This is a genomic window from Pseudidiomarina salilacus, assembly GCF_047323925.1.
GTDB classification, from domain to species: domain Bacteria; phylum Pseudomonadota; class Gammaproteobacteria; order Enterobacterales; family Alteromonadaceae; genus Pseudidiomarina; species Pseudidiomarina salilacus.
Window position 1 is genome coordinate 362,464 of record NZ_CP178752.1, and the last position, 16,649, is coordinate 379,112.

The window sequence follows — 16,649 nt, forward strand, 5'->3', positions numbered from 1 at the left end:
GATGTATGGCCGGTTATAAAAAACTTTGGTGGACGCTCATCGCGATTCTGGCGATTACGTTCGGTATTTTGGGGTATTTCGGCAAAGAAGTGTATCGGGAAGCGCCGCCGATTCCTGCTAAGTTTGTAACGACAAACGGGCAGACTTTGATGACCGAAGAGTCGATTTTAGATGGACAAACTGCGTGGCAATCCGTCGGCGGTATGCAGTTGGGTTCAATTTGGGGCCACGGTGCTTATCAAGCACCTGATTGGACGGCTGACTGGTTACATCGTGAACTAGTGGCCTGGCTTGAGCTAGCCGCTGCAGAAACTTTCGCAACAGACTACGATAAGCTCACCCCGGCACAACAAAATCAGCTGCAGTTCGAGCTGAAACAGGCGTATCGCACAAACACCTACAATCCGACCACTAATGAGGTTGTATTAGGTGAACGTCGGGCACAAGTGATGGCTGCAACCGCCGACTATTACGTGCGCTTGTTTAGCGATGACGCCAGCTTGCGTGGCACGCGTGAAAGCTATGCCATGAAAGAAAACACCTTGCCAAGTCTCGAGCGTCGTCAGCAAATGACTGACTTCTTCTTCTGGACCGCATGGTCTGCTGCAACCGAACGTCCTGACAGCGACGTAACCTACACCAATAACTGGCCACATGAGCCGCTTATCGACAACGTGCCAAGCCCAGAGAACATTATCTGGTCCATTGTCAGTGTGATTTTGCTGATCGCAGGGGTTGGTGGCTTGATTTGGGCCTGGGCTTTCATTCGTAAACATGATGAAGAAGAACCCCAAGCACCGAAACAGGACCCTATTAGCTTGGTGAAGCTCACACCCTCACAAAAAGCTTTGGGCAAATACTTGTTTATAGTCGTCGCATTATTCACCTTGCAAGTATTGTTAGGAGGATTTACCGCACACTACACAGTTGAAGGTCAGGAATTCTATGGCATTAACGTGTCTGAGTGGTTCCCTTACAGCTTAGTGCGGACCTGGCACATTCAGGCTGCGCTATTCTGGATCGCAACTGGCTTCTTAGCCGCTGGCTTGTTCCTTGCGCCCATTATTAACGGTGGCAAAGATCCTAAATATCAGAAACTTGGCGTTGATATCCTATTTTGGGCATTGGTCGTCGTCGTGGGCGGTACTTTTGTCGGTAGCTATTTAGCCATCGCACAAATCATGCCAGAACATCTGAACTTCTGGTTGGGTCACCAAGGTTACGAGTACGTTGACCTTGGACGCCTATGGCAGATCGGTAAATTTGTTGGCATCGTGTTCTGGTTAGTGCTGATGATGCGCGGCGTGATTGGTGCCTTCAAAGTCAAAGGCGACAAGAACTTGCTGGCTTTGTTCACCGCCTCAGTGGTTGCCATCGGCCTGTTCTACGGTGCTGGCTTCTTCTACGGCGAACGCACCCACTTATCAGTGATGGAATACTGGCGCTGGTGGATTGTTCACTTGTGGGTCGAAGGCTTCTTTGAAGTGTTCGCGACCACTGCCATCGCCTTTATCTTCCACAGCATGGGCCTCGTTTCACGGCGCATGGCAACCACGGCGTCACTCGCATCAGCGTCATTGTTTATGCTGGGTGGTGTACCAGGTACCTTCCACCACTTGTACTTCTCAGGAACCACAACGCCAGTGATGGCCGTTGGCGCAACCTTCAGTGCATTGGAAGTTGTACCCTTGATTGTGCTTGGCTATGAAGCTTGGGAAAACTGGAGCATGCAACACAAAGCGCCGTGGATGGCTCGCATCAAATGGCCACTCATGTGCTTCGTTGCCGTAGCGTTTTGGAATATGTTGGGCGCCGGCGTGTTGGGCTTTATGATCAACCCACCGATCTCGCTCTACTACGTGCAAGGCTTGAACACCACGCCAACTCACGCTCACGCAGCCTTGTTCGGTGTCTATGGCTTCTTGGCACTCGGTTTCGTACTGCTGATTTTGCGCTATATCCGGCCAAATCTTGCGTTCAACGACAAACTGATGAACACCGCGTTCTGGTGGATGAACATTGGCTTGGTGCTGATGCTGTTTAGCAGCCTGTTACCGATCGGCTTCATTCAGTTCTTTGCCGCAGCCTCTGAAGGGCTCTGGTATGCCCGTAGCGAAGCCTTTATGCAGCAGCCGTTGCTCGAAGGTCTGCGTTGGGTCCGTACCGTTGGTGATGTGATCTTCATCATCGGCGCCCTAGCGATTAGCTGGCAGGTGGTCAGTGGGCTTTGGGGTAAACAGTCTCAAGTTGATGCAGTTGCAGTCAAACAGAACTAACCGGTTCTCGTTGTGGGAGGCGCACCTACTCTCCAGGGTGCCCTCCCTTTTTTGCTTGGAGGTGCTGATGTCTGAAGTGCAAACACGACAGCGCAAACCCAATACCAGCGATGCCATGCGGGCATTATTGGACACCATTCGCAATACCATTCCCTTCGGCCTCGAAGACGCCGACATGTGCCAAGGCATTTGCCGCGGTTGCTCCAAGAAAATGATGGAAATGCTCGATGCCGAAGTCAGCCAATGGCAAGTCGACCTCGACAACAAAACTGCCGAGCCGACCTTTGCCGATCTCGCTTTTATGGAAAAGCTCGCACGCCGCACTCACAAAGTGCTGCAGCGCAACAACCTGATTTCTTAATCGTAGATGACGTAAGCTTGTTCGGTGACGGGACGGTCAACACTGGGCTCGTTGTTCACGAAACCTTGGATGCGCGCCCTGCGTTGCACTTTGAAGCGTTGCCCGTAAGCACTTTTGACTTCGTCTTCAGGCACCGAAAACGGTGGGCCCTCACGATAACCATCTGGATATTCAACAGTCACCAACAAACCGCGGCTACCACTCGGTAAGGCTTGTCGGAGCAGTTCTACATAGCGTGTGCGCATTTCCGGTGGCAGAGCGACCAACGCCGCACGGTCATACCAACCATCAACATCGGCCAGATCTTTGGGTGTGAGATCAAAGACATCGCCCACCCAAATGACCAGCTCATCGAGTGCATACTGCTTGAAATTACCAACACTGGCGACTTGTGGCTTAAGTTGGTTTTCCGCGAAAAACGCCTGCACCGCCAGCTCGCTCAGCTCTATGCCAAACACTTTGTAGCCCTGATCGAGCAACCACAACATATCTTTTGTCTTGCCACACAGCGGCACCAAAATACGACCCGTTGGACAAGCTTGCGGGAAATATTCGGTCAATAGCTCATGAAAAGCATCGCGATGAAAGCCAATTTGTTGTTGTTGCCAACGTTGATGCCAAAAGTTGTGGTCCATAATAAGCCTCCGTGGGTTGCTACTACTTTAGCATCGGTTTCTTGAAGTCATAACTTACTTTTTAGCCGCGCGGGAAGCTTCACCTTTCCAAAGGTGAACAAAACATTACTCTATGGGTAATATTTTGCGCACCTTAACTTGAATTCACCCCACCTCTGGTCTACATTTCATTACTATTACGGTAATAATGTGTTGACCCTATGCTGAAACAAAAAAGACTACTCGCCTTGTTTTCAGATGCTGTAAAAGCTGGCGGCGGTGTTCATACATCACGGGAACTTGCCTTTATGATGGGCGAGCCGCTGTCACCTGCATTTACAAAGTTCCTCAGCGACTGCGCACGAAAAGGGCTGATTCGTCGCGTAGTTAAGGGCATTTTTGAAAGCACCTTAACGCCGCCCGAACCGACGACAGCAATTTATAAAATCGTAAATAAGCTGCGCGGAAATGTGCTCAACTATATAAGTCTAGAAAGCCAACTCTGTCACACTGGCGATATCTCACAGGTCATCATGGGGCGACTTACGGTGATGACGAAAGGCCGCAGCGGCGAGTTTTCAACGCCCTACGGTATCATTGAATTCACACACACGAAAAAGTCGATCGCCCAAATCATGCCTAATCTCTATTTCGACAATGAAATCGGCATGTTCAGAGCGACCACATCTCAAGCCATTGCCGATTTAAAAGCCTGCAACAGAAACATCTCTATGGTGGAAAGTTAAATGCTCAATCACTATCTTCAGCAAATTGTTGCCGCAAATCCCGACTTAGCTGCGATCACACCCGTTATTGAGAAAGAAATTTTACACCACGACATCATGGCCGTACTTGTTCAGCAAGGTGTTATGTCGGCGCTGACCTTTATCGGCGGCACAGCTCTACGTATGTGTTATAACAGTTCGCGACTCTCAGAAGATCTTGATTTCAACGGCGGCCATAACTTCAAACCAGCCGATTTAAACGGCTTAGAACACGAAATTAAGGGTTACATTGAAGCAAAATACGAAACCAATGTATGGGTCAACAAACCCTCCCGTGAAAGTCAGGGTGATACCTCATCATGGACCATCAGTATCGAAAAAGAAGCGAATCGACCTGATTTACCACGTCAAAAAATGCACATCGATGTCTACGCCATCCCCTCATTTGATGTTGAAAAGCGACCGTTGATTAATCACTACAACATTGCAGTACCTACCGAAGGTTTGCTAATCCCAGTGCAATCTTTAGACGAAATAATGGCTGATAAATTTATTGCTCTCGCCTACCGTGCAAGACGGATCAAACCACGGGATATTTGGGATATTTTGTGGCTTAGTCAACGCAACGTAGAAGCTTCAATTGAGCTGATCAAACGCAAGCTTGATGCTCGCGGAAAGGCATTTAACAACTTTAGTGAGGCACTCATGTCTCAGGTCACCAAACTTCAAAGTAGCAATGAAACTCGTGACGATTTTTATCAAGAAATGCGTCGGTTCATTCCTGCAACAATTCAAGCGCGGACTTTGGATAGCCCCGACTACTGGAACTACGTCCAAACCGAAATTGATAGACTAGCTAACAGTTTGCTTGCTGGTGACACGCTACATAGATTTGATATGGGAAATACGTAGTTTAAAGCCGACAGACCTCCCGAGGTATCGGCCGCAGGGCGAGAGCTATGGTTAATTTTTGGCGCGTTTCAAACTATAAAAGTAAGGTGAGCCATGACTAGGCATTTTCAAACTACAGTAATTATAACAGCAGCACTATACACAGCGTTTTTCCTCATGCCGCAAGTTTGGCACCATATTTACGCTGACGAAGTGGTTTATATTTTATCTATGTCAGGTACAGGCGGAATGCTCGAGCCAACTAATCCATTCCCATACATATATTCAATGCTGTATATCTTGAGCCTGCTTGGACTTTATACATACAGAACAATAGCTAAGTGGTTATTCAGCATGCTCATCGCCTATAACCTTCTTGTTAGCCCTTATGTAATGGGAGTCAGTGTTTCAATATACCTAGATACGTCTATTGGATATTTACTTACTCTTTTTGAAGGAGCATTAATATTGATGCTCTTTAGTGATGAAATAAAAGCCAAGCTAAAGTAAATATAGGTCACCGATCAGTTGGATAACTGATCGGTGTATTTTTAAATGAAAATGACGACCCTGCATCCGCCGAGCGCTACTGCAACAACGGTGAATCCGACACCGCAAAATCAAAGCCTTTGATTTCAGCGGCTTGAATGAGGGTGTGAATGTATTGCGCGACGGCTTTACGTTCCACTTTCTCGTTCAAGTAGGCGGCGATTTTGTCTTTTACCGCGTCGTAGGGGAGCTGTTTGCCTTCGATTTTGCGGTCGACGGCGACCACATGGAAGCCGTAGCGGGTTTCCACGGGGTTGGGGAGCAATCCAGTATTAGCGGTAAAGACCTGGCGTTCAAATTCAGCGACGGTTTGGCCGCGACTAATCTGGCCTAAACTACCGGCGGTCGCACTCGATGGGCAGGCCGAATGCTGTTGTGCTAAGCGACTAAAGTCGTCGCCTTCGTGCAACTGCTTGATGATTTGCTCTGCCATCATTTTCGCGTTAACGCGGTCAAGTTCGTCATCAGGAGCTGCCGCCAATAGAATGTGGCGCACTTCTAATAACGGTGACGTGGTAAAACGCTCCGGATTCTGCTGGTAATAGGTCGCACAGGCTTGCTCGTCCGCTTCTGGAATAGCGACTTCGCGCTCTATTAATGCCGCGAGAAAATCGTCATCGCTGGCCTGTTTGTTTTCGTCGGCAACGTGCAAGCCGAGCTCGCTTGCACGCTGACGCAATAACTCACCGATCACCAAGGATTCAGCAGCCTTGGCCATGGCTTGCTGCTGGCTATCGGCCGGATGGTATTGCATCTCGGCCAGAATCGCGGGTTCGTCAATAACTGTCTGATTTACGTGAATCATCACAACTCCTTAGCGTGCCGCTTTTTGCCGCACGACTTGATGCTGACGACGCAGGTATTGCACGGGGACGCTAAACATATGGACCAAGCGCGTAAATGGGAACACCAAGAAAATAGTCAGACCCAAAGTGATGTGGAGCTTGAAGATCCAATGTACATCGGTCATCGCCGCAACGGCAGTTGCAGTGTCAAAGGTCAGGGTATTTTGCGCCCACGCCATTAACAGCAACATGGTTGAACCGTCCAGGTGATCCAAGGACACAAAAATCGACAGCAAACCGAGAATCAGCTGCGCATATAGTAATAACAAAATGACGATATCCATGGTGCTGCTGTTAGCGCGAATGCGTGGATTGTTCAAGCGACGCAAGATCAGGATGGTCATGCCATAAAAGCAAAGAATACCTGCCAGGCCACCCGCCACAATCGCGATCAACTGTTTAGTACCGGCACTGATGCCCAACACGTGCCACACGGCGTTCGGCGTCAATAAGCCGACAAAGTGACCGGCAAAAATCGCCAAAATACCAATGTGGAAGGCGATGCTGCCACGGCGTAGTTGTTTCTTTTCGAGCAATTGACTAGAGCTGGTTTTCCAGGTGAATTGCTCGCGGTCGTAACGGATCCAAGTCCCGATAAACATCACTGCCAACGCGATGTAAGGGTAGATACCGAAGAAAAATGTATTGAGATAATTCATGGTGAACTCCTTAGGCGTCCGCAGCGTTTTTTACATTGCTGAGTTGATCAAGATTCAATGGGATGTACTGATCGCGACGCTGGCTCTCGGCCGGACGGTTTTGCGCCGTCGGGCAAGTGCTAGTAGCGTCGTTGCCGGTAAAGGTCACCATTTCTTCTTCCCAAACTTTGTCCAACTCTTTCGGTGTGTCGTCACGTTTTTCGCCTTGCACTTGTTGGCGTACGTCGTTGAGGTCAACGTCAACAGCAGCTAACTCAAGCAAGCTCTGGAACAACACCGCATAATTGCTTTCACGTTGCTCTAAACGTGCCGCTAGCACCGCAAGAATATGGGCAACTTCAGCCAAACCTTCACGGGCATTGTCTTCGCCTTGGGTCGCTAAGAACTCGAGGTAAAGCGGAATGTAATCAGGCAATTCTTTGATATCGATTTCTAACCCGGCTTGCTGGTATTGGTTCATCAGATCGACCATGGCTTGCCCACGATCACGTGATTCTCCATGCACGTGTTCAAACAACAACAACGACAATGAACGGCCGCGCTCAAACAAGCTATCGTACTCAGACTGCCAATCCATCAAGTTAGCGCTGGTGCGCTGGGTAATAAAGTCGTCTACCGCTTGTTGCTGCGCGGCGCTCAACTCGGAGTTACGCACCAAGGTGCGTAACTCCGGAGCAGCTTCGAGCAACTCTTCGCGTGGATAGTCGATTAACAGTGAAATCACTTGTAAAACTTGCATGACTTACTCCTTCACCGTCACTGGAATGACTTGGCGGACGCTTTGCTTTTTCGCGCCAAACAAGTTCACGCCGTTGTTGCCGTCGCTACAACCATTACCGAAGGTAAAGCCACAGCTGCCCTTCAGGTCATAGGCATTTTCAGCATAAGCACGGTGGCTGGTTGGAATGACGAAACGGTCTTCGTAGTTCGCCAATGCCATATAACGGTACATTTCTTCGACTTGATGCTGGGTCAAGCCCACTTGCTTCAAGACCTCGAGATCTTCGACGCCGTCCACGTTCTGGCTGCGTTTGTAAGCACGCATAGCAATCATGCGTTCCAAGGCGCGGACGATTGGGAATTCATCACCAGCAGTCAGCATATTAGCCAGGTAACGCAACGGAATACGCAGCGATTTCAGGTCTGGAATTTCACCGTTCATACCGACGTGCCCGGCTTCGACCGCACTTTGGATCGGTGACAGTGGTGGTACATACCAAACCATTGGTAAGGTGCGGTATTCAGGGTGTAATGGCAGTGCTACTTTCCACTGCATTGCCATCATGTACACCGGTGAACGCTGAGCTGCTTCGATCCAGTTATCGGCAATCCCCTCTTTACGCGCTGCAGCTTGCACTTCTGGATCATGTGGATCCAAGAAGATATCCAACTGCGCTTGATACAGGTCTTGCTCGTTCGGAGTGTTTGCCGCTTCTTCGATGCGGTCTGCATCGTACAGCAACACGCCCAAGTAACGGATACGGCCAACACAGGTTTCCGAACAGGTAGTGGGTTGACCCGCTTCAATGCGCGGATAGCAGAAGGTACATTTTTCTGATTTACCGGTCTTCCAGTTGTAGTAAATCTTCTTGTACGGACAGCCTGATACGCACATGCGCCAGCCACGACATTTGTCCTGGTCGATCAGCACGATACCGTCTTCTTCACGCTTGTAGATGGCGCCTGACGGGCAAGCGGCCACACAGGCTGGGTTCAGACAGTGTTCGCACAAGCGCGGCAAGTACATCATGAAGGTCTTTTCAAATTGACCGTAGATGTCTTTTTGCACCACTTCATCGAAGTTCTTATCTTTTTTGCGCTTGGAAAATTCAGTACCGAGAATCTCTTCCCAGTTCGGACCCCATTCGATTTTTTCCATGCGCTGACCCGAGACCAGCGAGCGTGGACGCGCCACCGGTTGATGTTTGGTATCGCCTACGGTGTGCAGGTGTTGATAGTCAAAATCAAAAGGTTCGTAGTAGTCATCGATTTCAGGCAGGTCTGGGTTGGCGAAAATATTCGCCAACACACGCCGCTTGGCACCGATTTTCAGTTCCAAGTTGCCTTTTTTATTGCGGACCCAGCCGCCATTCCATTTGTCTTGGTTTTCCCATTCTTTCGGGAAACCCACGCCTGGCTTAGTTTCAACGTTGTTAAACCAAGCGTATTCAACGCCTTCGCGTGATGTCCAAACATTCTTACAAGTGATGGAGCAGGTATGACAACCGATACACTTGTCCAAATTTAGCACCATGCCAATTTGAGCTCTTACTTTCATGGTAACGTCCTCACTCCAACCTTATTCAGTGTCCAACCAGTCGACTTTGTCCATCTTGCGGACTACCACGAATTCATCGCGGTTACAGCCAACGGTGCCGTAGTAGTTAAAGCCATAGGCTTGTTGTGCGTAGCCGCCAATCATATGGGTCGGCTTCATGACCGCACGGGTCACTGAGTTGTGAATACCGCCACGGGTTCCAGTTAACTCTGAACCTGGCACGTTGATGATCCGCTCTTGCGCGTGGTACATCATGCTCATACCTTCTGGCACCCGTTGTGATACCACTGCCCGAGCGCTGATCGCGCCGTTGACGTTGAAGATTTCGATCCAGTCGTTATCTTCTATGCCTGCAGCTTTGGCGTCGCTCTCACTGAGCCAGACAATCGGGCCACCACGTGACAAGGTCAGCATCAACAAGTTGTCTGAGTAAGTGCTGTGAATACCCCATTTTTGGTGCGGAGTGATCCAGTTCAGCACGATCTCTTTGTTGCCGTTACCTTTCTTGTTCAACACCGGCTCTACGGTTTTCAGGTTAATCGGTGGCTTGTAAGCACACAGCGTTTCACCGAAATCGCGCATCCACTCGTGATCTTGGTAGAACTGCTGACGACCGGTGACGGTGCGCCATGGGATCAACTCATGGACGTTGGTATAGCCCGCGTTGTACGACACATGTTCATCTTCCAAACCAGACCAGGTCGGTGATGAAATGATCTTGCGGGGCTGCGCGACGATGTCACGGAAGCGGATTTTTTCTTCTTCTTTCGGTTTCGCCAAATGCGTGTGGTCACGGCCGGTAAACTCGCCAAGTGCTTGCCATGCTTTGACTGCCACATGACCATTGGTTTCTGGTGCCAGTGACAAAATCACCTCGCAAGCATCAATAGCCGAGTCAATCACTGGGCGACCTTTGTGTGCGCCTTCTTCGTGATGCACGCGGTTCAACTTACCTAAGAAATCAACTTCTTCTTGGGTGTTCCAATTGATACCCTTACCGCCATTACCCAGCTTGTCCATCAATGGACCCAACGAGGTAAAGCGGTGATAGGTATTCGGGTAATCACGCTCGACCACGGTGATGTTCGGCATGGTGACGCCCGGAATCGCTTCACATTCGCCTTTCCACCACGCTTTCACGCCATATGGCTGGGCTAGTTCACCAGGAGAGTCGTGCATAATTGGCGTGGTGACCACGTCTTGCTCAACACCCAAATGACCTTGGCAGACGCGAGAAAACTCTTTGGCGATGCCCTTAAAAATCTCCCAGTCACTGCGCGCTTCCCACACGGGGTCAACGGCGGCGGTTAAGGGGTGAATAAACGGATGCATATCCGAAGTATTCATATCGTCTTTTTCGTACCAAGTTGCGGTTGGCAGCACGATGTCTGAGTACAAGCAGGTGGTCGACATACGAAAGTCGAGGGTCACCCAAAGGTCTACTTTGCCTTCAGCACCATCGTCTACCCACTCGACGTCTTCTGGTTTCTTGCCACCAAAATCGCCAAGGTCTTTGCCAAGCAAACCATGTTTAGTGCCTAAGAAGTGCTTAAGCATGTATTCATGACCTTTACCTGAAGAACCCAACAAGTTTGAACGCCAGATAAACATATTGCGTGGGAAGTTCTTCGGATCATCCGGTTGCTCACAGGCAAACTTCAATTTGCCTTCTTTGAGCTGTGATACCAGATAATCTTTGACATCAACACCGGCTTTTTCAGCAGCGGCGGCGATGGTGAGTGGGTTGGTACCCAACTGTGGTGCCGACGGCAACCAGCCCATGCGCTCAGCGCGGGTGTTGTAGTCGATAATCGAGCTTTGCCATTTGTTTTTATCAGCGAGCGGCGATACCACTTCGCTCATGTCGAGCTTCTCGTAACGCCACTGGCTTGAGTGGTTATAGAAGAACGAAGTACCGTTCATGTGACGCGGTGGGCGCTGCCAGTCAAGACCAAACGCCAACGGCTGCCAACCAGTTTGTGGACGTAATTTTTCTTGGCCAACGTAGTGTGCCCAACCGCCGCCTGATTGACCGATACAGCCACACATCATCAGCATGTTGATCAAACCACGGTAGCTCATGTCCATGTGGTACCAGTGGTTCAATGCAGCACCCACGATGACCATTGAACGGCCTTTGGTTTTGTCAGCATTACGCGCAAACTCAGTCGCGACGCGAATCACGTCGGCAGGTTTAACGCCCGTAATGTGTTCTTGCCAAGCTGGAGTGTACGGCACATCGTCGTCGTAGCCTTGCGCACGATTTGGATCGTTACTGCCGTCGTCAACACCGTACTGTGCCAACATTAAATCGTAAACAGTGGCAACCAATGCGGTTTCGCCATTGGCAAGTTCAACTCGCTTAGCTGGGATGCGGCGTACTTGCACTTCATCGTGATGGGTGTGCTGGAAGTACTCGTATTCATGTGGCGCGGAGCCAAAATAAGGGAAACCTACTTCAACCACTTCGTCGTGGGCGTCTTTAAGGCTCAACATGAGGTCGACGTCGCCAGCTTTGTCTTTTTGCTCGAGGTTCCACTTACCTTTTTCACCCCAACGGTAGCCGATAGCACCATTTGGACTGGTTAAACGCTGATCGCCGGCATTAACCGCAATGGTTTTCCAGTCTGGGTTATTTTCTTCACCGAGATTATCGACCAAGTCAGCAGCGCGTAAGAAACGGCCTTGCTTCAATACTTTTTCGCCAGGCTCAAGCATCACCAACATCGGCATGTCGGTGTAACGCTTCACGTAGTCTTGGAAATAGCTGCTTTGTTGGTTGACGTAGTACTCTTTCAAAATGACGTGGCCGAACGCCATCGCCAAGGCTGAGTCAGTACCTTGGCGCGGCGCCAACCACGTGTCACCAAACTTCGAAGCTTCTGAGTAGTCCGAAGTAATGACACAAGTTTTGGTACCTTTGTAGCGAACTTCGGTGAGGAAGTGCGCGTCCGGCGTACGGGTTTGCGGTACGTTCGAGCCCCACACGATAATGTAGTTGGAATTGTACCAATCAGCTGACTCTGGGACGTCGGTTTGCTCACCCCAAACTTGCGGTGATGCCGGTGGCAAGTCGCAGTACCAGTCGTAGAAACTTAAGCAATTGCCGCCGATCAGCGACAAATAACGTGCGCCTGCTGCATACGACACCATCGACATTGCTGGAATCGGTGAGAAGCCACTGATACGGTCTGGCCCGTAAGTTTTTGCAGTGTAAACGTTACTGGCGGCGATCAGCTCGTTTACTTCTTCCCAACTGGCACGCACGAAGCCGCCCAAGCCGCGACGCTCTTTATAGCTTTTTGCTTTGATTGGATCGGTAACAATCGATTCCCAAGCTTGCACTGGATCTTTGTACTGTTCCTTTGCTTCGCGCCAAAGCTCCATTAGCTTCTGCCGCATTTTTGGGTACTTCAGGCGGTTCGCACTGTAAATATACCAAGAATAGCTCGCGCCACGTGGGCAGCCGCGCGGTTCGTGGTTAGGCAGGTCAGGACGGGTGCGTGGGTAGTCCGTTTGCTGAGTTTCCCAGGTCACCAAGCCATCTTTGACATAAATTTTCCAGCTACACGAGCCAGTACAGTTCACACCATGGGTGGAGCGCACGACTTTGTCATGTTGCCAGCGTTGGCGATAGCCGCTTTCCCAAGAACGATCTTGGTCGGTTGTTACCCCATGCCCGTCGGCAAAAGGTTCTTTGCGGATTTTGAAAAACCGCAGTTTGTCGAGTAAATGACTCATCCTTTAACTCCTGCTAGATGTCGTTACTGCGTTAGTGTGGCTAACAGGTCACATAAACGCCATAGGCCGCAGGCGTCGCAAACAGGTGATGGATAAGTAAAAATACCCCCAAGTGAGTACCATCAAATCAATGTATGTTTATGTTTTGTATATGTTTTATGTTTTTGCGCTAAACTCCAGAATTGACTAGAGTTCAGAAGAGGTAGCCCCTTAAACACACCCCTGCTATGGTTATTCGTGCGTGTTCAAACAGGACACGGTAAACTATGCAATTAAGTGTTAAAGCAGCTTATGAGACAGATGTCGAAAATTTCTATTGTCACGCGTATGGGCATCGCCCTCAGCCTCATCGTTGCCCTTACGGTTGGCACGTTACTCGCCTCGTATTGGTTATCGGAGCGCGCCGACCAGGATGCGCTCGCGATCAACCTTGCGGGTTCGCTGCGTATGCAAACCTATCGCTATGCTTGGCATCATTTACAACAGCCTGACGCTGCAGAAACCGCGCGCTTCGCTGATGAGCTGCTCGACACTTGGCGTCACCCCGTTTTTAATCGCTTTAACTTCGGTGAAGGTGAGCTAGCTGAACGCTTTAAATCGACGCGCGAAGACTGGGAACAGCTGCAAACCAATCTCATTGGTCGCTCCCTATCCAACACCGATCTCGAACGGGAACTCGCCCCGCACATTGCGCGCTTGCACTTGATGGTAAATGCTATTCAAGCCGAAGCGGAATCACGCATTCGTGCGATTCGGCTGATTCAAATCTTATCGTTATTTAGCACCATTACTTTGGCCGGCTTTATTGCCTTCTGGCTACGCAGTCGAGTGCGGGAGCCGTTGCAGCAACTCACACAAACCGCACGCCGCATCGGTCAGGGTGACTTCACTGCCCGCGTGAAGCATTTAACTGAAGATGAACTTGGTGTACTCGGTACAACACTGAATAAAATGAATGACGCCATCAGTTACATGTATGGCAACCTCGAGAAACGCGTGGATGAGCAAACCCAAGCCATACAGCGCAGTAATGCCAAGCTGCAATTTCTTTACGATATGGCGCGCAGCATCATCGAGCGTTCACCGGGCTACCATGACTTTGCCGATATTGTCGAGGGCCTCAAGCGTGCCTCGCAAATCACTGATCTTGAGCTGTGCTTGATTACGTCTACGGGCGACAAGCCCTATTTGCAGGTGCAGCCGCAAGCGCAAGAAGATGACCCCTGTGCCGGCGTCGACTGCGCAGCTTGTGTGAGCGCAGGTAGTGGCGTCAGTGTGATGGATGAGAAGCGCGTCTACCGTTTTCCGCTTGAGCGTGATCATCACTATTACGGCGTCTTGGTGGCGCGTTGTGAGCGCGGCGAGCAGCTCGATGACTGGCAGCAGCAACTGATGCAATCGGTGAGCGACCAGTTAGCGATTGCCTTAAGCCTTAAGCAAGAAGAAGAGCAAGTGCGGCGTTTAGCGCTGATCCAAGAGCGTACCGTCATTGCGCGTGAACTTCACGACTCGCTTGCACAAGCGTTATCCTATCTGAAAATTCAGGTCACGCGCTTAGACAAAGCTATTGCCAAAGGTGATGAAGCCATCATCGAGGATGTTTCACAGGAACTACGTGAAGGCTTGAGTGCCGCCTATCGGCAACTGCGTGAACTCTTAACGACGTTCCGTCTAAAAGTTGACGGTTCAGGGCTGATTAATGCGCTGCAAACAACGATAAAACAATTCGAAGACCAATCGGAATTACAATTCCGTCTCGATTACCAACTGGCGAATAGCCCGCTCGCGCCGCACGAAGAAATTCATTTGCTGCAAATCATTCGTGAAGCCTGCCAGAACGCGATTCATCACAGCAAGGGCAGTGAAGTCGTAATACGCCTGCAAGAATCCATCGATCATGGCATTAGTCTGAGCATCGAAGATGATGGCGTAGGTATTCCGGAACAAGCCGAGAAACTCAATCATTACGGCTTGGCCATCATGCAAGAACGTAGTAAGCACCTCGCTGGCGATATTATTATTCGCCGCCGTGATGAGGGTGGCACGGGTGTGTATTTTAACTTCCGCCCCGACTACCTCAAAGAACGCGATACCGAGACCGTTTAAGGGTTGAAATAGACGCTATGACGGCGCAGGTAAACGCTTACTACCAGCAGTCCACAAAGGCCATAAAAGCCAGCAAAAGCAATAAACGCGAGGTCGGGTGTGCCGGTCACGCTGTGCACGCCCCACATCAACGGCATATAGCCCGCGCCGGCGATGGCGCACGCCGAGAGCCAACGTAACGCACTGGGTAATTGATGGGCTGGAAAAAGCACACTGGCCGACCGGCAAATGGCGCTACTGGCAATCGATGCCGCGGCAAACAGTGCAAAGAAAATCAGCAAAAACAAAAGAAAATAGGCTTCTGGCGCCGAACTTAAATAAGCACTTCGCGTGACCCACGCCGCAGCTAAACTCACTAAGGTAAGCGCACCTGCACACGCTAGCGTAACTTTTGCTCCACCATACTGGTCGGCGAGCCAGCCTCCCAAAGGCCTAACTACCACACCGATTAACGGCCCAAGCCAAGCATAGGTTAGCGCCTGCGGTGCGTAGTCGTTGCTTAGCACCGCTAATAATTGCCCTTCTTGCCAATGACGACTGACCCCAAAAATAAACTTGAGTACCAACGGAAAGCTCAACGCCAAGCCGACAAAAGTACCAAACGACATAATGTAAAGTACGGTCATCAACCACGTGTGCGGGTTGCGGAGTAATGCGCGGCGGATCGTTGTAGGAGTGCTCAGCGGAGTGCTTTCGCACTGGCTCAGAGGGCGCCTGATAATGGCAACTAGGACCAAGCCAGCAAAGAAAATACCGATATTTGCTAGGGTAAGGACAGCTCCAGGACGCAAGCCTCCTAATACTGTTCCGGTACTGATATCGGTGGTAAACGTGGCCACGCTCGCACCCAAAAAGTTCGGCACAATGGCTAGCAAAGGCGTGAGAATTTGTGCCACTAAGATGCCTAAACCGCCGACACTGGCGGTCACCGCAAGATCCCAACCCGAGGTTTGGGTATCATCAAGGCCATGCATACTTCGCAGAAACAGCTGTGCGCCGCCCAATCCGCATGCAATCGCCAGCAATTGCAGCAGTGTGTAGTCTAAATTTGGTTGGCTAAAGAGCCCTATCATCAACACGCATGGCAGTATCAATAAGCCACTGGTTAAGCGAATAAAACTAGGTTGAAGTGCGCGATCGCCAAGAAAAAAGAACACTAATTGAAAAGCCGCAGCGGCAAACCCCGAAAGTGCCAGCAGACCAAACAGTTGGGCAAAGGAAAAACCAAGATCGAGCGCGTACAGCAATACCACAAGCGCACTCCAGCTCATCCATACTGCCGTGCTGCTCATCACATGTAAGCCTGATTGTTTATTCACAGTTTCATTTTGCACTTTGATCTGCGCTTGCTTGGTGACGACTCAAGTTGTTGATGACGCTCTTAGCATGGCGGTGCCAGCTGCAGCTCACAAGCAATCGAAGGAGATAATAATGGGTTATTCTGAGATAGGCGCTATACTCACTTTGAGGTAGACGGATTTATAACAGTCTGTTTTGTATTGTTATTTTTTATATTATCCGGCACTGATGAGTCACTAACGAAATGCCCAAGTCATGCGCTAGCGCAAGAACTATGTAACAATACCGTGCATGAGATGAAGGAG

13 protein-coding genes are annotated in these 16,649 nt (G+C 50.1%); 6 read left to right on the forward strand and 7 right to left on the reverse strand.

Going from position 1 to position 16,649, the window contains the following annotated elements:
• Positions 1 to 5 precede the first annotated feature (5 nt).
• On the forward strand, positions 6 to 2,276 hold the full coding sequence (locus ACJ8W9_RS11245; protein ID WP_411361108.1) for a nitric-oxide reductase large subunit: 2,271 nt from the start codon (positions 6 to 8) through the stop codon (positions 2,274 to 2,276).
• Positions 2,277 to 2,343: 67 nt separating this feature from the next.
• Positions 2,344 to 2,637: a hypothetical protein gene (locus ACJ8W9_RS11250; RefSeq protein WP_411359350.1), complete on the forward strand. Its 294-nt coding sequence runs from the start codon at positions 2,344 to 2,346 to the stop codon at positions 2,635 to 2,637.
• On the opposite strand, the gene ACJ8W9_RS11255 is transcribed toward ACJ8W9_RS11250, so the two are convergent.
• Positions 2,634 to 3,272, reverse strand: a complete 639-nt coding sequence (locus ACJ8W9_RS11255) for a thiopurine S-methyltransferase (protein ID WP_411361109.1) — start codon at positions 3,270 to 3,272, stop codon at positions 2,634 to 2,636. The genes ACJ8W9_RS11250 and ACJ8W9_RS11255 overlap by 4 nt on opposite strands.
• A 200-nt stretch (positions 3,273 to 3,472) precedes the next feature.
• Between ACJ8W9_RS11255 and abiEi the strand changes: the two genes are divergently transcribed.
• From abiEi to ACJ8W9_RS11270, 3 genes are all read left to right on the forward strand, one after another.
• Positions 3,473 to 3,997: a type IV toxin-antitoxin system AbiEi family antitoxin gene (gene abiEi, locus ACJ8W9_RS11260; RefSeq protein ID WP_411359348.1), complete on the forward strand. Its 525-nt coding sequence runs from the start codon at positions 3,473 to 3,475 to the stop codon at positions 3,995 to 3,997.
• Positions 3,998 to 4,888: a nucleotidyl transferase AbiEii/AbiGii toxin family protein gene (locus ACJ8W9_RS11265; RefSeq protein ID WP_411359347.1), complete on the forward strand. Its 891-nt coding sequence runs from the start codon at positions 3,998 to 4,000 to the stop codon at positions 4,886 to 4,888.
• 93 nt (positions 4,889 to 4,981) lie between these two features.
• A complete protein-coding gene (locus ACJ8W9_RS11270; RefSeq protein ID WP_034730390.1) occupies positions 4,982 to 5,377 on the forward strand; it encodes a hypothetical protein in 396 nt (131 codons plus the stop codon).
• 76 nt (positions 5,378 to 5,453) lie between these two features.
• Here the strand turns inward: ACJ8W9_RS11270 and ACJ8W9_RS11275 are convergent, their stop codons facing one another.
• The 5 genes from ACJ8W9_RS11275 to ACJ8W9_RS11295 are packed head-to-tail and all read right to left on the reverse strand — an operon-like array spanning position 5,454 to position 12,939.
• Positions 5,454 to 6,221 carry a peptidylprolyl isomerase gene (locus ACJ8W9_RS11275; RefSeq protein WP_034730387.1) on the reverse strand — a complete coding sequence of 256 codons (768 nt, stop codon included), beginning with the start codon at positions 6,219 to 6,221 and terminating at the stop codon, positions 5,454 to 5,456.
• Positions 6,222 to 6,230: 9 nt separating this feature from the next.
• Entirely contained in the window at positions 6,231 to 6,920 is a 690-nt protein-coding gene (gene narI, locus ACJ8W9_RS11280) for a respiratory nitrate reductase subunit gamma (RefSeq protein WP_034730386.1), read from the reverse strand.
• Between the two features lie 10 nt (positions 6,921 to 6,930).
• Positions 6,931 to 7,659: a nitrate reductase molybdenum cofactor assembly chaperone gene (narJ, locus tag ACJ8W9_RS11285; protein ID WP_411359344.1), complete on the reverse strand. Its 729-nt coding sequence runs from the start codon at positions 7,657 to 7,659 to the stop codon at positions 6,931 to 6,933.
• A 3-nt stretch (positions 7,660 to 7,662) separates the two neighbouring features.
• On the reverse strand, positions 7,663 to 9,198 hold the full coding sequence (narH, locus tag ACJ8W9_RS11290) for a nitrate reductase subunit beta (RefSeq protein ID WP_411361110.1): 1,536 nt from the start codon (positions 9,196 to 9,198) through the stop codon (positions 7,663 to 7,665).
• 21 nt (positions 9,199 to 9,219) lie between these two features.
• Complete coding sequence (locus tag ACJ8W9_RS11295) at positions 9,220 to 12,939, reverse strand: nitrate reductase subunit alpha (protein WP_411361111.1); 3,720 nt, start codon at positions 12,937 to 12,939, stop codon at positions 9,220 to 9,222.
• A 300-nt stretch (positions 12,940 to 13,239) separates the two neighbouring features.
• Here ACJ8W9_RS11295 and ACJ8W9_RS11300 point away from each other — a divergent pair, with 300 nt between their 5' ends.
• The gene (locus ACJ8W9_RS11300) at positions 13,240 to 15,045 is read left to right on the forward strand and encodes an ATP-binding protein (RefSeq protein WP_411361112.1); all 1,806 of its coding nucleotides are present in this window, start codon (positions 13,240 to 13,242) and stop codon (positions 15,043 to 15,045) included.
• On the opposite strand, the gene ACJ8W9_RS11305 is transcribed toward ACJ8W9_RS11300, so the two are convergent.
• Positions 15,042 to 16,364, reverse strand: coding sequence for an MFS transporter (locus ACJ8W9_RS11305; RefSeq protein ID WP_411361113.1), 1,323 nt, complete (start codon positions 16,362 to 16,364; stop codon positions 15,042 to 15,044). The genes ACJ8W9_RS11300 and ACJ8W9_RS11305 overlap by 4 nt on opposite strands.
• Positions 16,365 to 16,649: the final 285 nt, after the last annotated feature.